This is a genomic window from Streptomyces sp. NBC_01451, from assembly GCF_036227485.1.
Taxonomy (GTDB): Bacteria; Actinomycetota; Actinomycetes; order Streptomycetales; family Streptomycetaceae; genus Streptomyces.
In genome coordinates this window covers 9,319,826-9,337,743 of the sequence record NZ_CP109479.1, presented here as the reverse complement: position 1 = coordinate 9,337,743, position 17,918 = coordinate 9,319,826, and the positions used below count along the sequence as shown (strand labels likewise).

19 protein-coding genes and 1 pseudogene are annotated in these 17,918 nt (G+C 69.6%); 10 read left to right on the top strand and 10 right to left on the bottom strand.

Annotated features, from left to right (window positions below; translation table 11 throughout):
• Positions 1–16 precede the first annotated feature (16 nt).
• Both OG595_RS41305 and OG595_RS41300 read left to right on the top strand, forming a co-directional pair.
• Entirely contained in the window at positions 17–229 is a 213-nt protein-coding gene (locus tag OG595_RS41305; protein WP_329281375.1) for a hypothetical protein, read from the top strand.
• A gap of 91 nt (positions 230–320) precedes the next feature.
• A complete protein-coding gene (locus tag OG595_RS41300) occupies positions 321–1,355 on the top strand; it encodes a LacI family DNA-binding transcriptional regulator (protein ID WP_329281373.1) in 1,035 nt (344 codons plus the stop codon).
• 103 nt (positions 1,356–1,458) lie between these two features.
• Here the strand turns inward: OG595_RS41300 and OG595_RS41295 are convergent, their stop codons facing one another.
• Positions 1,459–2,943, bottom strand: coding sequence for a ricin-type beta-trefoil lectin domain protein (locus OG595_RS41295; protein ID WP_329281371.1), 1,485 nt, complete (start codon positions 2,941–2,943; stop codon positions 1,459–1,461).
• Positions 2,944–3,343: 400 nt separating this feature from the next.
• Between OG595_RS41295 and OG595_RS41290 the strand changes: the two genes are divergently transcribed.
• Both OG595_RS41290 and OG595_RS41285 read left to right on the top strand, forming a co-directional pair.
• Entirely contained in the window at positions 3,344–4,006 is a 663-nt protein-coding gene (locus tag OG595_RS41290; protein WP_329281369.1) for a TetR/AcrR family transcriptional regulator, read from the top strand.
• 104 nt (positions 4,007–4,110) lie between these two features.
• Positions 4,111–5,031 (top strand): alpha/beta hydrolase, encoded by a 921-nt coding sequence (locus OG595_RS41285; protein ID WP_329281367.1) that lies wholly within the window; start codon positions 4,111–4,113, stop codon positions 5,029–5,031.
• A gap of 144 nt (positions 5,032–5,175) precedes the next feature.
• Here the strand turns inward: OG595_RS41285 and OG595_RS41280 are convergent.
• Positions 5,176–5,510, bottom strand: a pseudogene (locus OG595_RS41280) (helix-turn-helix transcriptional regulator); the annotation flags it as partial.
• Between the two features lie 415 nt (positions 5,511–5,925).
• On the opposite strand from OG595_RS41280, the gene OG595_RS41275 reads away from it, so the two are divergent.
• Together OG595_RS41275 and OG595_RS41270 are read left to right on the top strand one after the other, a co-directional pair.
• Entirely contained in the window at positions 5,926–6,387 is a 462-nt protein-coding gene (locus OG595_RS41275; protein WP_329281365.1) for a VOC family protein, read from the top strand.
• A gap of 507 nt (positions 6,388–6,894) precedes the next feature.
• Positions 6,895–7,383, top strand: a complete 489-nt coding sequence (locus tag OG595_RS41270; RefSeq protein WP_329281363.1) for a DUF6924 domain-containing protein — start codon at positions 6,895–6,897, stop codon at positions 7,381–7,383.
• 160 nt (positions 7,384–7,543) lie between these two features.
• On the opposite strand, the gene OG595_RS41265 is transcribed toward OG595_RS41270, so the two are convergent.
• On the bottom strand, positions 7,544–7,783 hold the full coding sequence (locus tag OG595_RS41265) for a leucine-rich repeat domain-containing protein (RefSeq protein WP_329281361.1): 240 nt from the start codon (positions 7,781–7,783) through the stop codon (positions 7,544–7,546).
• 5 nt (positions 7,784–7,788) lie between these two features.
• Positions 7,789–8,079 carry a hypothetical protein gene (locus OG595_RS41260; protein WP_329281359.1) on the bottom strand — a complete coding sequence of 97 codons (291 nt, stop codon included), beginning with the start codon at positions 8,077–8,079 and terminating at the stop codon, positions 7,789–7,791.
• Positions 8,080–8,327: 248 nt separating this feature from the next.
• Here OG595_RS41260 and OG595_RS41255 point away from each other — a divergent pair, with 248 nt between their 5' ends.
• Positions 8,328–8,726, top strand: a complete 399-nt coding sequence (locus OG595_RS41255; RefSeq protein WP_329281357.1) for a peptidoglycan-binding domain-containing protein — start codon at positions 8,328–8,330, stop codon at positions 8,724–8,726.
• 490 nt (positions 8,727–9,216) lie between these two features.
• On the opposite strand, the gene OG595_RS41250 is transcribed toward OG595_RS41255, so the two are convergent.
• Positions 9,217–9,642 (bottom strand): ATP-binding protein, encoded by a 426-nt coding sequence (locus OG595_RS41250; RefSeq protein ID WP_329281356.1) that lies wholly within the window; start codon positions 9,640–9,642, stop codon positions 9,217–9,219.
• Between the two features lie 224 nt (positions 9,643–9,866).
• Between OG595_RS41250 and OG595_RS41245 the strand changes: the two genes are divergently transcribed.
• The 3 genes from OG595_RS41245 to OG595_RS41235 all read left to right on the top strand — a co-directional run bounded on the left by OG595_RS41245 (position 9,867) and on the right by OG595_RS41235 (position 12,087).
• On the top strand, positions 9,867–10,235 hold the full coding sequence (locus OG595_RS41245; RefSeq protein ID WP_329281354.1) for an STAS domain-containing protein: 369 nt from the start codon (positions 9,867–9,869) through the stop codon (positions 10,233–10,235).
• A 205-nt stretch (positions 10,236–10,440) separates the two neighbouring features.
• Positions 10,441–11,457 (top strand): ArsR/SmtB family transcription factor, encoded by a 1,017-nt coding sequence (locus tag OG595_RS41240; RefSeq protein ID WP_329281353.1) that lies wholly within the window; start codon positions 10,441–10,443, stop codon positions 11,455–11,457.
• 132 nt (positions 11,458–11,589) lie between these two features.
• Positions 11,590–12,087, top strand: a complete 498-nt coding sequence (locus OG595_RS41235; RefSeq protein ID WP_329281351.1) for a hypothetical protein — start codon at positions 11,590–11,592, stop codon at positions 12,085–12,087.
• Positions 12,088–12,188: 101 nt separating this feature from the next.
• Here the strand turns inward: OG595_RS41235 and OG595_RS41230 are convergent, their stop codons facing one another.
• The 5 genes from OG595_RS41230 to OG595_RS41210 form a co-directional block, all read right to left on the bottom strand.
• Positions 12,189–13,160, bottom strand: coding sequence for a hypothetical protein (locus tag OG595_RS41230; protein ID WP_329281349.1), 972 nt, complete (start codon positions 13,158–13,160; stop codon positions 12,189–12,191).
• A gap of 136 nt (positions 13,161–13,296) precedes the next feature.
• A complete protein-coding gene (locus OG595_RS41225; protein WP_329281347.1) occupies positions 13,297–14,196 on the bottom strand; it encodes a helix-turn-helix domain-containing protein in 900 nt (299 codons plus the stop codon).
• 246 nt (positions 14,197–14,442) lie between these two features.
• A complete protein-coding gene (locus OG595_RS41220) occupies positions 14,443–15,087 on the bottom strand; it encodes a dihydrofolate reductase family protein (protein ID WP_329281344.1) in 645 nt (214 codons plus the stop codon).
• A gap of 302 nt (positions 15,088–15,389) precedes the next feature.
• Positions 15,390–16,202 carry an acyl carrier protein gene (locus OG595_RS41215; protein ID WP_329281341.1) on the bottom strand — a complete coding sequence of 271 codons (813 nt, stop codon included), beginning with the start codon at positions 16,200–16,202 and terminating at the stop codon, positions 15,390–15,392.
• A gap of 250 nt (positions 16,203–16,452) precedes the next feature.
• Positions 16,453–17,646: a PP2C family protein-serine/threonine phosphatase gene (locus tag OG595_RS41210; protein WP_329281339.1), complete on the bottom strand. Its 1,194-nt coding sequence runs from the start codon at positions 17,644–17,646 to the stop codon at positions 16,453–16,455.
• Positions 17,647–17,918 lie beyond the last annotated feature (272 nt).

The window sequence follows — 17,918 nt, the reverse complement described above, 5'->3', positions numbered from 1 at the left end:
GTCCAGGACGGTGGTCATGGACCTGCTCCGCAACAGGCAGTCCTCCGCCACGGCGGCGTGCGGCCACTCCAGGCCCCTCGTCGGTGCGACGCTCGGCCGGCAGGCCGGCGCACGGAGCCTCGATCACCGTACGGGCGTCGTACACGTCCTTCAGGGGCGTGCCCCGGGATTCGAGGACCATCCCGGCACAGCGGGCCGCGACCATGCCTTCCACCGGCGTCCGCCGTGAGCACTACCGCCAAGGCCGCTCGCACCGCGGACGCCCGGGGAGTGGGCCTAGGCTGTTGTCAGGGCCCGAGAAATAGGGGAAACAAGGGATCATGGCGACTGGGGACAAGCACATGCCCGGACGGCCCCGGCCGTCGATGGCGGATGTCGCCCGGCACGCCGGTGTCGCGCCGCAGACGGTTTCGCGCGTGTCCAACGGTCACACCAACGTCGACCCGGCGACCAGGCAGCGGGTCGTCGAGTCGATGCAGGCACTGGGCTACCGGCCGAACGGAGCCGCACGCGCGCTCAAGAGCGGGCGGTTCAACACGATCGGTGTCATCACCTTCACGCTCAGGACGTTCGGAAACACGCGTACCCTCGACGCCATCACCGGGGAGGCCGCACGCGCCAAGTACGCCGTCACCCTCATCCCCGTGCCGGACCCGACCATGGGGAGAGTCTCCGGCGCCTACGACCGGCTCAGCGAGGCGAACGTCGACGGAGTGATCCTCGTCTTCGAGGCCCATCTCCTGGACAACGCGGAGTTCAGCCTCCCGCCAGGGGTCCCGATGGTGGTTGTCGACTCCGACACCGGCCCCGGGTACACCGTGGTGGACACCGATCAGGCACAGGGCGCCCGTCAGGCGACGGAGCACCTGCTGGACCTCGGCCACCGGCAGGTGTGGCACATCGCCGGCCCCCCGACCTCGTACTCCGCAGCCCATCGGGTCGAGTCCTGGCGGCACACCCTGAAGCAGGCCGGCATCGTCCCGCCCCCGGTGCTGTACGGCGACTGGACCACCCGATCCGGATACCAGCACGGGCTGGCGCTCGGCCGAAGACCGGAGGTCACGGCGATCTTCGCCGCGAACGACCATATGGCGCTCGGTGTCCTGCGTGCCCTGCACGAGCTCGGCCGGCGGATTCCCGACGACGTCAGCGTGGTGGGCTTCGACGACATGGAGGAGACCCATGCCTTCTGGCCACCGCTGACCACCGTCCGACAGGACTTCGCCGCGGTCGGCCGGCTCAGCTTTCAGAAGCTGCTGAGCAAGATCGGCCGTACCGGGCCCGACACGATCGACAAGACCTTGGTCCCGACCCGGCTGGTGGTCCGAGCGAGCACCGGAGCGCCACCGCCCTGACCGGCAGGCGAAACGCGGCGGCGCCAAGCCGTACGGGCCCGCCGAGGGTACTCGGCGGGCCCGTACGGCTTGGATCAGTGGTCGCGGGGAACAGGTGCGGGCATCAGCTCCTGGCCCACTGCTGGTTGCTGCTTCCGTTGCAGTACCAGACATCGACCGACGTGCCGTTGCCGGTACCCGCTCCGGCTGCGTCCAGGCAGAGCGCCGGGTTCGCGACGCTGGTCACGCTGAGGTCCGCGTTGAGGTTCCACTGCTGCGCCGCGGCGCCGGTGCAGTCGGTGATCACCACGGGGTCACCCGCTGTGGCTCCGGTGCCCCCCACCGTCATGCACTTGTTGCCGTAGACGGTGAGCTGCTTGTCCGCGTCCCAGTTCCAGGACTGGTTGCCGCCGTCGTTGCAGTCCCAGAGGTCGAGCTGGGTGCCGTTGGTCGTGCTGAAGCCGGGCACGTCGACGCAGCGGCCGGAGCCCACTCCGCGCAGGACCTCGCCGGGCGGGGCGGGCGGCAGGTCGTTGACGGGCGGGGTCTTGCCGAAGCCGTAGCCCCAGCGCAGCTGCGCGACTCCGCTTGCGTTGTTGTCCACCAGGTTGCCGTCGGAGTCCAGCGACTCGATCGAGTAGGCGTCGCCGAACCTCAGCCCCGGCCAGTACACCAGGCCCATGCCCTTGCTGCGGGCGGTGTTGGTGACGGCCGCGAGATACGACGTGTAGATGTTGCCGTCCCACGCGCCGTAGTTCAGACCGGTGGTCATCGGGGAGCCGGCCTCGTCGATGATGGTCCGGCCGGCGTACTTCCCGATCCGGGCTTCGAGGTCGGCGACCCAGTCCGCCTGCTGGGTGTGGCTGGCCCAGAACCCGTAGAAGTGCAGCGACAGCAGGGTTCCCCGCAGCTCACGCGCCGCGCCGACACCGGTGACGTTGTCGTTGTAGCCGGTACCGCTGATCACGACACGGCCGCGCGGGACGTCCTTGTGCTGGGCCAGCCAGCCGCTGGTGACGCCCACCCACTGGTCCAGGGTGTAGCCGTGCGGCTCGTTCATCGGCTCGAAGTAGACCCGCGGGTTGTGCTTGTACTCCCGCACCACGGTGTTCCACATCTTTTTCCAGGCGGCCGTGTCGTCGACCAGGCCGTCCTTGCTGGTGTTGGCCTCCCAGTAACTGACGATGACCTTGTCGCCGTAGGCCGTGGCCGCGTCGATCGTCGCGCGGTACGACTTCCACCAAGTGGTGCCCACGGTCGCCGGGTTGATCGGCAGGCGCAGCGTGTTGGCGCCCAGGTTCTTCTTGAAGCCGCGCACCATGTGCCCCGTGGTGCGGTACACGGTGCGGTAGTCGTCGGTCACCGACAGCCCGCTCGGCACCACGGCGTCACTGGCGTAGTTGTCCCTCGGGTCCGCCCAGTTCACCCCACGGAAGTCACTGGTGGCGCCCTTCGACGCGGGCTTCGCCGACGCGTGCGAGGCGGCTGACGCCTCGACGGGCGACAGGGCGAGGGCGGGGGCCGGGGCGGTCAGGAAGATGAGTGTCGCGCCGAAGCCGGCCATGAGCACACTGGCCAGTCTTCTAGACCTCGTCGGGGTCTTGGTCATGTCGTCTCCAGTGACGGGAATCGCGTAGGGCGGAGTGCGGGTTCGTCACCTGATCCGAAGCAGTGATGAACCAGGGTCCGAAGACAAGCCCGGACCCGTGTAAACCGGCCATGGTTACGTAACCATGGCCGGACACTGACACGACGCTCGCACCGGTGACAAGACCCGTGACAGTTCCGAAATACGCCGGACCCTTTCACCGGCTCCGGAGCGGCTCATCGGCCGCCGGAGTCGAGGGCAGCTGTTCGACATACCGTCCGGCGGGCAGCAAGGCGACATGCCTCGCGCCGCCGCCTCCGGTCGCCGGCTTCCCCGCACCGCAGCACGCGGCTGTGCGGCAGAACCCGTCGCACAGAGGCCGGGGCGGGGCGAGGCAGCCCTCTCGCAGAATCTTGCCAGGATGGAAACCTTGCCAAAGCGGAAAACACCTTGGATGGTTGCCGGCATGACGCTCAGGATGGGCCTGCGGGAACGCAAGAAACTGGCGACACGTGCCGCTCTGAGCCATGCGGCGTGGTCCTTGATGGTCGAGCGGGGTCTGGATGCGGCGACCCCGGACGCGATCGCCGAGGCGGCGGATGTCTCGCCTCGAACGTTTCGCAACTACTTCGCCGGCCGCGAGGAGGCGATCCTCGACGGACTGGTGTCGTGTGGTGCTTCCGTCGTCGCCGCCCTGCGGGCAAGGCCTGCGGGAGAGCCGTTGTGGGATTCCCTGACGCAGGTGCTCCCGTCCTTCGTGACAGCGTTCATCGGCCGGCGCGACGACATCGTGGCCTTGATGCGCGCGGTCGAGGACGCCCCGGCGATGCGCGCGCAACACCTCGTCACCTTCGAGCACGTCCATCTGCAGCTCACGGAATTCGTCGCCGAGCGCACCGGCACCGACGCGGACCACGACATGGCTCCGCGTCTGATGGCAGCTGTGGTGTCCACCGCGCTGCGGACGGCCGTCGAGACATGGGCAACCGGTGACGGCGATGTCGCGCTGCCCGATCTGATCCGCGAGAGCCTCACCCAGGTGCGCGCCGGCCTGCCCATCGGCGCCGTCGCACCGGCCTGGTAGCCGTCACCACCCTCGACACCGGCCACCCGCCTGTTGGCTGGTCGATCCCGTATATCCGCGACCACCCACGATCACCCTCGACGAGGGGAAGGAACGAGGACCCGATGAGTGCCTTCCACCCCGACCTCAGACGAGGTCGCTTCATCCCCAACGTGTCCTTCGGACGTCTGTCCTCGCGCATCCTGCGGAACGTGCGGATGCGCTCGACCGATCCAGGGCCGGACGTCACGGTCCAGGAGATCGTCGTGCCCGGGCCGAAGGGCGCACCGTCGGTCTCGCTGCGTGTCTTCCAGCCGACCGGCCTGAAGACAGCGGCTCCGGCGCTGCTCTGGATCCACGGAGGCGGGCTGATCTTCGGCGCGCCCGAGCAGGACGACAGGACGAACATCGCCTTCGTCCGCGAGCTCGGCATCACCGTCGCCGCGGTCCGCTACCGACTGGGCCCTGACCATCCCGCGCCCGCCGCGGTCGAGGACGCCTACGCCGGGCTGCGCGGCCTGGCCGAGCGCGCGGGCGACCTGCACATCGACGTCGACCGCATCGCCATCGGCGGTGCCAGCGCCGGCGGCGGCATCGCCGCGGCCCTCGCGCTGCTCGCCCACGACCGGGCCGAGATCCGCCCGGTGTTCCAGCTGCTGGTCTACCCCATGCTGGACGACCGCACGACGACGAGAACCGACCTGGACAGACTCAAGGTGCGCGTCTGGACGCCCAAGAGCAACCGGTACGGCTGGTCGTCCTACCTCGGCGACACCGTCGCGGGCCCCGACGTCTCCCCGTACGCCGCCGCGGCCCGCCGCGAGGACCTCACCGGCCTGCCACCGGCCTGGATCGGCGTCGGCACCCTCGACCTCTTTCACGACGAAGACGTCACATACGCGCGCCGACTGAACGACAGCGGCGTCCACTGCGAACTCCACACCGTCCCCGGCGCCTTCCACGGCTTCGACGGGGTGTTCGCCAAGACCGAGGTCTCCCAGGACTTCTGGCGCCGACAGGCACGAGCCCTCAAGGCCGCACTGTGAGACCGATCCGCCTCCACGACCGACACTGAAGGCGGACCGGCCTGCGGATCGCGGAGAAGGTTTCGCCACACCGGGAGGCGGCAGCAGGACCGGGCGGGAAGTGGTACTCGGACTCACGGCCCGCGGCGCGCGCGTGGCCGCCGTCGACCTCAGCGGGAGCAGCCCGGCCGTGACCGCGACGGCGTCTCCCGCGCCGGAGAGCAGGGAGACGGTGGTGGCGATCGCCTCCTGGTCGTCGAGCAACAGAGGCGGAGGGTTCTGCCCCGGACCGAGTCGGCAGCCACCGCCGACACCTTGGCCGGCATGCACCGGACAGCCGAGGTCCGCAGTTGTTCGGCATCACGCCGTACCGTGCGCGGACTGACCCCGAGCCGGTCGGCGAGTTCGGGGCCCGTCCGGACCTGGCGCTGCTGCAGCAGCCCGAGCAGGGTGGGCGCCCGCTCGGTCGTGCCCCGCTCATCACTCTTCGCCAACGCCATGTCACCCACCCTGCCAAAGACGGCGGACCGATCCTGTCCGCCATGGGTGTCAGGCTGCTTTCATGGACGCAAGCGAACTCCGTCTGAACCGGAGGCTGCGAGAGCAGTGGTATTCCCGCGGGAACCACCGGCTCCGAACCCGACTGGAAGGTCAGACCGCCGACGAGTACTGCTGGTCGCCGGTGCCGGACGCCTGGAGCTGCGGCCACTCATCAGCTCGACGTCCGGCCGGGGTGCGCTGTCTCGGCTACGCCGGGCTCCGGGTCCTGGACAGACCGAAGGAGCCCTTCCCCGAGATAGTCATGGCAGATCTCGTACTGCACATCCACCGCGAGCCGATGGACCACCGGTCGGGGGTCTGCCTGCTGCGCGCCCTCTCCCCGCACGCGAAACCCGCTACGAACGGAGCAACCCGATGAGCCGTCACATCCAGGTCACCTTCGACGCCCACGACCCGCGGGCATTGTCGTCCTTCTGGCGCGACGTACTGGGCTACGTCCACCCCGGCCCGCCCGGGGTCGATCTGCCCGAGAACGCCGACCCGCTGGCCGCTTGGGACGACTTCCTCGCGCGGATCGGCGTACCGGAGGAGCAGCGCAACACTAGATCGGCCATCGAGGACCCGGACGGACACGGCCCACGGCTGTTCTTCCAGCAGGTGCCGGAGGACAAGGTCGCCAAGAACCGCGTCCATCTCGACGTCCGTGCGGCTCCTGGACTGGAGGGAGAGGAGCGGATGGCGGCACTGGAGGCCGAATGCGAGCGGCTCGTCGCGCTGGGAGCGACGCGGGTACGTCGCCACGAGCCCGCTCCCCCGATGAGCGCCGGCTTCGTCGTGATGACCGACCCGGAGGGCAACGAGTTCTGCTTGGACTGACCCAGCTCAGTTGCGGTCGCTCCCACCCGGTCGATGGCTTCCAGCGACCGGCCTGCCTACTGACCGCCTTTGACCGGGTGCTGAGGACCGCCCTCGTCCCCCGAAGCACTGCGCGCGGCCCGCATCGACTACGCGCCGCACGGGTGCAACGGCCCCGGGGGGCGGGCTTTCACTGAGACCGGTGCGAGATCGCCGGAAAGCCGGGCTCTTCGGCCGACGCGCTGCGCGGGGTGCGCCGGGGCCAACAAGCCGACACCCACCAGAATTTGCCCGGTTTTCAGGGCTGACGGCGGCGCCGGGCCCGCCGCGCGCTGCGCCGATGTCGATCATCAGTGCATGGCCGTGGCTGGGCAGTTCCTTGTTCTCGGTGCCGACGGCCTCGTTGTGCGCCTGCTCCTTGTACGAGGGCGATCGCCACGGACCCTGTCGAGAGGCCCCGGCCCGCGATCAACTGTCAGTGCCTCATGAGACAGTCTGACCCGAGCCGGGCACTGTGGAAGGGGATGTATGAAGGCGATGCCTGAAATTGTCGGGCGGGGTGAATTCGACGCTCTGGTCGTCAGGACCGACTACGGCGACGAAGCCGCGTGGCAGGCGGTGGCGGCGGAACTGGCACAACCATGGGGAGACGACGGTGAGTTCGAAGCCTCCGTGCACCTCATCGACGATCCGGCCTGGGCCGATCTCGGGCCCGATGAGGTCCTCAACGCGGCGCGGCGGGACGAGAACCTGAGCGTGGTGTTTCTCGCGGACCGGGTGACGATGCAGTCGGTCCATCATGCGTTGTTGGCCCTCGACATCGCCGAGGAGGAAGACGAAGACCTGGACCCGAAGTACTACCAGGCGATCATCGACTCTCCGCAACCTCGCGAATTCCGGACCGTTCCCGCAGGCGTCCACGACGTGCACGCGAATCTGTCGATCGCCAACATGGACTTCGCGGAGTTCGCAGAGGCAGCGTCCGCCGATCCCGACCGGACCTATCGGTCCTTCTGAGCGTGCGGTCTGGGTAGGACGCCAGGCCCTCGGTTCGTTCGTGGTCGCGGGGCTGGCGAGTCTACGTCAGCTACGGTCGAGCGCGGGGATCCACGCGTGCCGCAGGTGCCGCACCCGAGGCACCTGCGGGGGCAGACGAACGGGCTCGGTGCCCCGGGTGTCACCAGCGCACGTGCCCGGGGACCCGGGTCACTCCGGCGGCCGGCAGCCGCTGGAGCACGGGGGTGAACGGCTGCTCGTATCCGTATGTCTGAGCCAGTTCCGGTTCTCGCAGCCGGAGTACGTCCAGCAGGAGCGTCCGGTCCCCCACCCGGTCGCAGCCCAAGAGGCTGAGCCGTTCCAGATCCGGGAAGGCGCCGATCCCGCTGATGTCGGTCAGGCCGCTGTGCCGCAGGTCCAACGTGGTCAGGGCGGTGAGCCGCTCCAGCAGGGGAAACTCATGCAGTTCCGCAGCCGCGGTTCGGTGCGCCCCTCACGGGTGAAAGCGGATGCGAGGAGGAGTTCACAGAAGTGGTCCGGGTCGGCGGCGCGGGGCAGTTCGCGCAGGAGGAGGTCGCTGGAGCAGGCGGCGGGCGCGAGACGGGCGGCGAGGTCGAGGGTGGCCCCGTCGTCGTCAACGGTGGGTAGTTCGCGTGTCGCCTCGCGCGCGCGTGCGGGGGTTGCGACGGCGAACAAGCCGCCCAGTTGTGCCCACAAGGCGGGATTGTTGCTGAAGGCGCGACGGCGGGGTCCTGGTTCAGGACGGTGGTGATGGCACGCGTCGCCAACATCCTGGCGCCCCGTGCAAAGGACGGTCGGCCCCGGCACCCCCAGGCTTGTACCCGAGGGGGAGGCGGGGCCGGTGTGATGTGACCGGCCCCGGCCGCTCCGCGCCGTTCTCACCGACAGGAAACGGGGTAACAATGCGTCCCAGATCCACTTCCGGCACAACACCTTCCGGACGAGTGGGCCGAGGCCTGGCGTTGGCCGGGCTGACCGCCGCGCTCGCCGTCACGCTCACCGGTGTCGCACCGGTGGCCCAGGCCGCCACCTACAGTTGCGGCGGCCAGTACTACCTCTACAACCAGTACAACGCCTACTACGGCGTGACCGTCGCGAAGTACGCCGAGTACGGCTACTCCACAACCGTCACGTACGTCCCGACGTACAACGCCTTCAGCACACAGACGGTCGAGGCCCAGTGCCTCCTCAAGGACGTCGGCTACGGCCTCACGGCCGACGGCGTCTACGGATCGATCACCAAGTCCGCGGTCGCGGACTTCCAGCAGGACATGGATCTCCCTGTCGACGGGGTCATGGGCCCTCAGACATGGCCGATCCTCCGGATAGCCGCTTCCGACTGACGGCAAGAGCCGCACGGAGTCCACCCGCTGTCGTCAGCCGGACCGGACACCGGTTCTGCGCGCTCGCCTCCGTCTCGGTGACGAAGGTCGGGCCGGATAGCGCCGACTCCGTCATCGGCGGAGTACCGAGAATGCTGAGCGCCGTTTGGTGGCACCCGCCGCCTACGGCGCTCAGCCCGTGCAGACGCCGTCACGCGCGCAGAAGTGGCCCAGTGCGCCTGCTGGTCGACGCCGTCTCGAACCGAAAGCCTGGCCGGCCGCGGTGACGACGGCCGTGACCACCGGTCGGATGAGGGTCGCCGTTCGAGAGCTTTCCCGGCACTCGCTGAGGGACATTCCGTAGGCGGCGCGGAAGGCGCGGCTGAAGTGCGCGGGGTCGCCGGATCCACGCGGCCACCGTCGCGCCCTGCTGCTGGAGGATCCGGTAGAGCCGGCGAGGCAGGTACCCCGATACGCGCCCTCTGCCAGGCCCGGCGGACTCTGTGAGATGTCATGCGTCGTCATGGCCGGTCCGACGAACCGGGTTGTCGGACAGGGCGATACGGGCGGTGATGCGTTTGCCGACCGGTTGCCGCTCGGTGTAGAGGTCCACGGTGACGGCTTCGACGATCTCCAGTCCGTGCTGGCCGATCCTGCCGGGATCGGCACCCCGGGCCGCGGGCACGGTGGGTTCGCTGTCCCACACGACGACGTCCACGGCGTGGGCGTCGATGCGCAGTTCCATCAGTACGGGGCCGGGAGCGTACTTGAGCGCGTTGGTGACCAGTTCGCTGACCACCAGCCGGGTGAGGTCCTTCACGCGATCGGATACCGGCAGGTGATGGACGGCGTGGGCCCGGTCGAGGAAGGCGATGGCGTGGTGACGGGCGTCGGCGATGCAGCCGCCGCTTCCGTCCAGGGCGTAGCCGGCGCGCATCAGCTGATCATTCTTCGGCCCGGTACAGCCGTCACCGTCGGCTTGGGATCCCACGTGTCGCCCTCACTCCCCCCTTCACGAACGCCAGTACCCGCGACGGCATCGTGCATGCCACCGGGGGTTTCGTTCGGCGCCGCCCACCAGTGTGCATCCGAACGTCACAGTGGGGCAGAATCGTTCGCGTACACCCTGCACGGGCCGGCCCAAGCGCAGTTGAGGAGACGGTGGCTGACAACCAGAAGCCCCACCAACCCGGTCGGCTCTCCGTCGAGTGCGAAGTGGTCGACGGCATCCGTGTCGTGACCGTGCGCGGCGAGATCGACCACGACGTCAAGGACGTCCTCAGCGAGGCCCTGCTGTCCGAGGGAGGCACGGTGGCGCCGCGGCGGATCGTGGTGGACCTCAGCGCTGTGACCTTCATGGACTCCAGTGGCATCAACGTCTTCGTCGCCGCCTACCAGCAGATGAGTGATGCGCGGGGGTGGCTGCGGATCGCCGGCGCCCAGGAATCCGTCCTGCGTGTCCTGACCCTGGTCGGCGTCGACGCGTTTGTTCCGTGCCACCCCACACTTGAGCAGGCCCTGCGAACCTGACCGTGCCACTCGGGCTGGTCGGAGCCTCCGCCCGACACGAGCGGCCCTGCACCGCAGCGTCCAGACCGCCGGGGCCGGCGTGGGACAGGTGGCGCCCGTGGGCCCGGGGTGACCGAATGCCCCCTTGCCCGGACCCGTGGGGCTGCGTCACTGTCGTGGGGCACGGCCGCCCCACCCGATGACCGACCACCATCGGAGACTTCCCATGCTGCGGGTGCACTTCACGCCCGAAGACCTCGCACGCGTCCGCGTCGCCGCCGCCCCCGACCCGCTGTGGGAACTCACCAACAGCGTCCAGGTTCTGGCCACCGACGAGAGTGCCCTCGCGTACGGGGAGTGGCGACGCCTCGTCCGGCCGGGGCGGGGCCCGGCCGACGTGCTCCTGGCCGGGCTGATGCCGTCACGTGGTTACGCACCCGACTTCTTCACCCCCGCCCTGAGTGGCTCCCCCGACCTGGACAGCGCGATCGACACGGTCCTGAGCACGCCCCGGGCGGTCCTGCGTGAGGATCTGGCCAGCCTGGCCTCCTCCACCGAGCGATCGCACCCATTGCCTGCCGTGACCCGCGCCCTGGCCGACGGCGACGCGAACGCCCTGCGTCACCTCGGCACCGCGCTGCACACGTACCACCGGCGGGCACTCGCCCCGCACTGGCCGCACATCCGGGCGCAGGTGAACGCCGATGTGGCCGTACGCAGCCGGGCGGTTCTCGACGGCGGCGCGGACGGGCTTCTCACGAGCTTCGCTCCCCTGCTGCGCTGGCGGCCTCCCGTGCTGGAGGCCGCCTACCCGGTCGACCGCGACGTGCGGCTCGGCGGGCGTGGACTGCTGCTCCAGCCGTCCTTCTTCTGCCACCAACGGCCCGTCATGCTCGCCGAACTGCACGCCGACCTGACCCCGGTCCTGGTCCATCCGATCCAGCACACCCCCGACTGGGCGGGGGCCCGCGGTGCCTGCGGACAGGGTGCCGAACTGGCCGCCCTGCTCGGGCGGACCAGGGCGGCGATCCTGGAGGACGTCGTGACCGGCCGTACGACGGGTGAACTCGCGCGGCGGTTCGGGATCTCCGCGGCGGCGGCCAGTCAGCACACCGCGGTACTGCGCCGGGCGGGTCTGCTGCTGAGCATGCGCCGGAACAAGTACGTGGTGCACACGATCACGCCCACCGGCCTGGCCCTGCTCGCAGGTGTCCCGGCATCCCGCCCGACCACCGACCGCTGACACGCGCCTCTCGTTTAAGGCACGCCTTCAAGGTGTGGTGACAGTGTGGCGGCGGCCGACAGCCTGGTCTCGCGGGGCCGCACCAGGCCCCCGAGGCCCACCCGTGTGCCGCATCCTGAGAGGAACCACACCATGCCCAGCAACCGCTCCGTGCTCGCCACGATCGGCGCCCTGGTCTGCCTGCTGGCGGCCGTGTTCGCCGCGGCTCCGGCCCAAGCCGCCGTGTCCGTGGGCGACGGCCCCGGCGGGCGGGTGGTGATCCTGCCGTCGGCGCCTTCCGGCGCTTCGGCGGTGCCCGCCAGGTCCGCCGCCGTCAGCACGCCCACGTCCTCTCCGGCCGTCCGTACGTCGCACATTCAGCCGGGTGCCTCCTACACCTGCGCCAGCGGCAACCTCTGTGCCGTCGTCTGGGACGCGACCACGTCCGACTACAAGGTCTTCTTCTTCTACTCCTGCAACAGGTACTCCCTGTCCGGCTGGGACGGCACCGGCACCTACTACGACGCCCAGACCGGTGGCGTGACCTCGTACTTCTACGGCCAGAGCGGCAACGTCCTGAAGTCGTTCACCCCGGACTCCACCAACCACACCTACAACTGGACTCCCGTCTGGTCCATCCGCAACTGCTGACCGCACGATGACGAAGGCCCCGGTACCACCGTGAGGGAGCGGTGCCGGGGCTTTCGTGCTGCGGCATCGTCAGCCTGGGGACCGTACGCCGCGGGTGGGTCCTACCGGTGGCCACGCAGGCGTGCACGCAGGAGATTGGGGTCGGTGGCCGTGGTGTAGGCGGCGCTGAGTACGTACACGTCGTTGCCGCGCAGCGCCACGGAGGTGGGGTTCTGAAGTCCGTCGGTGGCGTTCAGAACGGTCGTGACCGTGCCGTCGGGCCGGATGCGTACGACGGTGTTGGGGGCATTGAGGGTGGCGAGGATCTCGTCTCCGCGGCCGGTGAAGGCGAAGTCGTCGATTCCGGCCAGGCCCGATGCCTTGACCTGCGGTGTTCCCGCGCGGTTTCCGGGGCGGAGCGGTATGCGCAGGACGGTGCCCTGGTCCAGGTTGGTCACCCACAGCGCCCCGCGGTGCACTTTGGCGCCGTTGGCTCCGAGGAAGCCCGCCGAGGCGAGTTCGGGGGCGGTGGACCATGCGCGGGGTGTGCCGCCGGTGACGGGGACGGTCCATACCGTGCCGAGTACCGAGTCGGTGATGTAGAGCTGTTCGCTGTGCTCGTCCAGTGCCAGCCCGTTGGGCAGACCGGTGGCGGGCAGTGCGGCGATGCGCTGCGGCGCCTGTCCGGAGCGCAGCCTCCACAGCCCCGTCAGGTCGGCCGTGCCGGTCGCGTACAGCACGTACACCGTGCCGTCCGAGGTGTGGACGATGCCGGTGACCAGGGGGAAGCCTAGGACCGGTGTGCCGACTCCGCCGTCGGCGGGTGCGGGCAGCGTCGCCAGGACCCGGACGGCGCCTCGGGGAGTGACCTGGGCGACCTGGCGGCTGGCGGCGAAGGTGACGGCGGCCGTGCCGTCGGACAGCAGGGTGATGTTCTCCGGCATCTGTCCGGCGGACAGGTCGAAGTGGGTGGCGACCCGTACGTCCGTCAGCGGTGCTCCGGCGGAAGTCGCGTTGGCGGGCGCAGCCGCTGTGAGGGTGGCCGCGGCCACCACGACTGCGGACATGATCAGTTCGATGCTTCGCTTGGACATGGTTCCTTCGTTGTTTTCGGGCAGGCGGCAGCCGCGGTTTCCCCGGCCGGGTGTTCCGGCGACAGGGGCGGCCCGGCGGTAGGACGCTCCGGTGGTTACGTACGGTGCGGGCGCCCCGGGTGATGAAGGGTTCGGCTCAGGGGGTGCGGGTCCCGGCGCCGGGGCGCGGCCGGCTCGGTTCCTTCGGGGCGGTGGTGTGGGCGAGCAGGGTCAGAGCTGTCGCGGACGGGGAGCCGGGGGCGGCCGTAGCCACCACCAGGGACGGTCCGGATCCTTGCGGGCTCTGCAGTGTCTGCTGAGTGACCACGAGTGTCCCGACCAGCGGGTGGCGCATTTCGTAGTCGGCGACATCGCAGGCCAGGATCCGGTGATCGGCCCACATCGCGGCGAACTCCGGGCTGCGCATGGTCAGTTCCCCGATCAGTCCGGCAAGCAGTGGATCGTCCGGGAAGCGGCCGGCCGTCAGGCGCAGACTGCCCACCACGGCCCGGGCCTTGGCGGGCCAGTCCGTGTAGAGGTCGCGGGTGTGCGCGTCGAGAAACACCAGCCTGGCCATGTTCGGCCGGCGGCCCGGTTCGTCGGGACTGTCCGGGTGGAGATGACCGGCGAACAGCCCGTGGCCCGGCCGGTTCCAGGCCAGGACATCGCTGCGACGGCCGACAACGACAGCGGGTGTGCCCTCGATGGCGGCCAGCAAGGCGCTCGTTGCCGGGGTGACGCGTTCGGCGGGTGGTCGGCCGACAGTCCTGGACCTCCTTGGTGCACGGGCCAGAGTGTGCAGATGGGCGCGCTCGGACTCGTCCAGTCGCAGGGCGCTCGCCACGGCGTCGAGCACCTCGCGCGAGGCGTTGCGTGACTGGCCCTGCTCCAGGCGGGTGTAGTAGGGCGCGCTGATGCCCGCGAGCATCGCGAGCTCCTCCCGCCGCAGCCCGGGCACCCGCCGCCGTTCACCGTAGGTCTCCAACCCGACGTCCTGGGGACGCAGTTGGCTACGGCGTGCCTGGAGGAAGTCGGCGAGGTGCCCCTGCTTGTTCATGGAACCGAGTATGCGGACCGGCGCCGACCCGCGCCTCACCCTGCTGGGGTAGGGATCGGACGGGTCCGGCTCGGACGAGTCCCGGACTTCGGAGAAGGCCGTGTTCCTCCTCACCGCCTCCGGCGAGCATCCACAGCACCGCCGTCTCCGGCTTCCCACACGCACCGGCCCGGCTCGGCGTGACTCCCTGGCCTCGACGAGATCCCGCTGAGCGGGGACACCCCGCAAGCGGCGCGCGGGGCGGCTTCAGTCCTCGCGCCCGACACCGCGATCGGGTGCGCTCATGTCCCCCGTCCCGGGCGTGCCGTCGGCGAGCCCGTAGCGCAGGTACACGATGCCCTTCGGCCCGGCGGCCGGCGGTTCCAGGAGGGTGATGTTCGTGGGCACGGCGCCACCGTCGAACACCTTCTTCCCGACGCCGAGCACGATCGGATGCACCCAGAGGTCGAGACGGTCGAAGAGCTTCTCCCGCAGGAGGGTCTGCACCAGGTCCAGGCTCCCGACGACCTTGATGTGCTCGTGCCGGTCGCGGATCTCGCGCACCGCGCCGACCAGATCGGGGCCGAGCTGCGTGGACCCGGCCCACGTGAGGTCGGCCCTGCCGCGGGAGGCGACGTACTTCGGGACGCTGTTGAAGAGCGTGGCGATCTCGTTGTCCTCGCCGCCCTTCTGGTGCGGCCAGTAGGCGGCGAAGATGTCATACGTCCGCCTGCCGAGCAGAAGGGCGTCCGTGCCCTCGTACGCGGCAGCGACCTGCGCCCCGGATACCTCGTCCAGCAGGGGTGCCTGCCAGCCGCCGAACGGAAACCCCGTCGGGTCCTCCTCGGGACCGCCGGGCGCCTGCCCGACGAGGTCGAGGGTTGCGAACAGCTCGATGTGGATGAGGCCCATCACGTACTCCCGATGAGTTGGTTGTCGCGGTCGGGAGGTAGACCTGTGGACCCCGCCGGACTCATCGCCGCGACGGCACCTGCTTCGAAATCGTCGACCGCCTCGCCCGGTGCATCGGTCACCACCCTGTCCTGCCGTGAGCGTCCTCGCGACTGCGGGGAGACGGATGCCCTGTGGTGTCTCCCTCCCTGGAGGGCGGTACCGGCCATTCCGATCTGCGGCGCCGGACCCCGTACAAGCGCTGCTGGGTCACCTTCGCGGGTGCGAGGGTGACCCGTTCGCCGGGGCAAGCGACCGGAGGGCTACTTGCGGGGAAGCGAGGTGTTGGTGATGGGGAGCCGCTTGGACGCGCCCGCCACGTAGAGGTCCGTCGGAGCAGTGCGCAGCATGAACGTGTCGTCGTAGCCACGGACACGCACCGACATCACGAAGAAGCCGTCTTCCTCGGCGGTCGTCTGCACGCGGTACTCGTTCTCCCAGTAGGTCTGAAGGAAGACCTCGGTGCCCTCGCGCTGGACGCCCTTGGGGAGAGTGACCTTGCCCTGAACGGTGAGGATGGTGCCCTTCTTCACCTTCTTCTTGTTGACCGTGTAGCTGAACGAGCTGGTCCTGGCCTTGGTGACCACGCTGGTGGCCGTGTAGTAGCCGTCCTGCGGGGTGTTGGGGTTGCCGTCCTCGTCGTAGGAGGCAGTGATCTGCACCTTGCGCTGGACGTTGAGCAGGCTGCTGCCGCTCACGTGGTCGATGTCGACGTCGGGGATGGTGAACTTCCCCTTGGCGTCGGTGACCGGCTTGCCCAGGTCCCGCGGATCGTAGTACGCGGGGTCGATCGGGTCGCCCCACGGGTTCCAGGTGGTGAAGCGGACGACCTCCTGGACGGTCACGGGGATATTGGGCACCGGGGTGCCGTCGGCCTTGGTGACGGTGCCGGTGACGTCGACGTGGCGGTGGTTGTAGTCGGTGCTGGTCGGGTTGGTCGTCACTGTCAGCACGTAGGCGCGGACGGGCGCGGCGTCCGAAGGTCTCGCCGAGGCGGCGGGTACGGACAGGGCGCCCACGGTGAGCAGGAGCGCGGCGGTGGTGGCGAGCCGCTTCGGCAGGGTCTTCCTGGGCACGGTTCAACTCCGAGTTCGGTCGGGACGAGAGGAGTCGCGCCGGGCGGCACCGGTTCCACCGAGGCGCAGATGTGCGACACATCAGGTTCGACCGGCGAGGTGAGGTGAGAGTTGTACCTGTGCGTTCACTGTTACACGGCTGTGGCAGGAAGCTGCTCGGCGGGGTTGCGGATGCAGGTTGACCATCGGCTGCGCGCCGCCCTGACGCACCAGCGCTCATGGTTCGCTCGCCCGCCGGGACGCCCTCACCTCACCGGGAGGCGGGAGCGGGCAACTTCGACCGGTCTGCCGCGATGCCGTGCCAGTCCAGGATCAGGACCGTGGCGTCGTCCTTGAGGCTTCCGTGGCAGGCGTCGAGGACCGCGGCGGTCAGGCTCCGGACGGCTTCGCGCGGGTGCATCTCGCGCGTGTCACGCACGACCGCGGCCAGGTCGACAGCCGCGGCACCGCGCTCCTGCATTCCGTCGGTGAGCAGGACGAGACGGTCTCCCGGACACAGTTGCAGCTCCTGCAGGCGGTAGGAGCTGGGGGCGACCACGCCGAAGGGCAGGTTGACGGCGAGTTCCAGCTCTTCCACGGCACCGCCGCGCAGCCGCAGCGGCCGGGGATGACCGGCGTTGACCAGTCCGCACAGGCCTGTGCGGAGGTCGACGCACAGCAACTGTCCGGTGGCCAGGCCACGGCTGTGGCTCAGCAGGGCCTCGTGGGCGTGCCGGGCCTGCTCGACGGCGTCGCAGCCGCTGCGGCGGGACCGCCGCAGCGCACCGACCAGCAAGGTGGCCAACAGGGCGGAGTCCGTGTCGTGGCCCATGGCATCGGTGATCGACAGGTGCAGGGTGTCGCGGTCGAGCGTGTAGTCGTAGGTGTCGCCACCGATGTCGTCGGCCGGGACCAGACCGGCGGCCAGGGTGAACTGTTCCGCCTCGCAGCAGGGGGCCGAGGGAAGGAGCTGGTGCTGGATCTCCGCGGCCAGGCTGAGCTTGGTGGTGCGCCTGCCCAGGTGGTACAGGTCGGTGAAGCGACGGTCGGTGACGATGATGTAGGCCAACGCGTGTGCGGCGTCACGGACCTGGTTCAGCACGGTGTCGTCCGCCGACTGGAGACTCAGTTCCAGAACACCGATGCAGTCGCCGCGGTTGGTGACCGGCGTGATGACGTTCAGTCCGCCCTGGGCGTCCGTTTCCACATGCTGGCGTTGGCTCCGCAGCACTCCGTCGTAGACGCTGCCCTGCAGATCGATCGGCCCGGTGTCGTCGGCACCCTCGTCGCCGGCCGCGGCGAGCCGAATCAGCCGCTGGCCGATCAGGTCGACGAACAGGAAAGACACCCGCTCGGCACCGAACCGCTTCTGCAGGTCGTGTGCCACCACGTCGACCGACTCACCGGGCGGGGCCGCTTCCGCAGCGGCCAGCAACTCGCCCAGTTCCAGATCTTCACCCTTCACGACAACCTCCTGTCTGCTGCCGCAACTTCTTCCCCGAGTCTGCGCAACATCACCTGCGTCATTGATTTTGCCTGGTCAGAGCGGTGGCCGGATCGATACGAGCAGCACCCGGACGCCCGTCAGGCGGCGTCCGTGGGCAGTCGCGTGGAGTGCCCGCCCACTCGCGCTCGCGACGGTGTCCGCCGACCCGACGCCAGCCGTACCCCCAACCCCACGCACCGGGAGGAGATCGTCGCGGTCCCCCTGCGCCGGTCCACCGAGTGGGCGGTGGC

Excerpts from the sequence above, each read along its gene's own strand:
- OG595_RS41305 (WP_329281375.1), top strand. The coding sequence starts at position 17 with ATGGACCTGCTCCGCAACAGGCAGTCCTCCGCCACGGCGGCGTGCGGC.
- OG595_RS41300 (WP_329281373.1), top strand. The coding sequence starts at position 321 with ATGGCGACTGGGGACAAGCACATGCCCGGACGGCCCCGGCCGTCGATG.
- OG595_RS41295 (WP_329281371.1), bottom strand. The coding sequence starts at position 2,943 with ATGACCAAGACCCCGACGAGGTCTAGAAGACTGGCCAGTGTGCTCATG.
- OG595_RS41290 (WP_329281369.1), top strand. The coding sequence starts at position 3,344 with ATGGAAACCTTGCCAAAGCGGAAAACACCTTGGATGGTTGCCGGCATG.
- OG595_RS41285 (WP_329281367.1), top strand. The coding sequence starts at position 4,111 with ATGAGTGCCTTCCACCCCGACCTCAGACGAGGTCGCTTCATCCCCAAC.
- OG595_RS41275 (WP_329281365.1), top strand. The coding sequence starts at position 5,926 with ATGAGCCGTCACATCCAGGTCACCTTCGACGCCCACGACCCGCGGGCA.
- OG595_RS41270 (WP_329281363.1), top strand. The coding sequence starts at position 6,895 with ATGAAGGCGATGCCTGAAATTGTCGGGCGGGGTGAATTCGACGCTCTG.
- OG595_RS41250 (WP_329281356.1), bottom strand. The coding sequence starts at position 9,642 with ATGCGCGCCGGCTACGCCCTGGACGGAAGCGGCGGCTGCATCGCCGAC.
- OG595_RS41240 (WP_329281353.1), top strand. The coding sequence starts at position 10,441 with ATGCTGCGGGTGCACTTCACGCCCGAAGACCTCGCACGCGTCCGCGTC.
- OG595_RS41235 (WP_329281351.1), top strand. The coding sequence starts at position 11,590 with ATGCCCAGCAACCGCTCCGTGCTCGCCACGATCGGCGCCCTGGTCTGC.
- OG595_RS41230 (WP_329281349.1), bottom strand. The coding sequence starts at position 13,160 with ATGTCCAAGCGAAGCATCGAACTGATCATGTCCGCAGTCGTGGTGGCC.
- OG595_RS41225 (WP_329281347.1), bottom strand. The coding sequence starts at position 14,196 with ATGAACAAGCAGGGGCACCTCGCCGACTTCCTCCAGGCACGCCGTAGC.
- OG595_RS41220 (WP_329281344.1), bottom strand. The coding sequence starts at position 15,087 with ATGGGCCTCATCCACATCGAGCTGTTCGCAACCCTCGACCTCGTCGGG.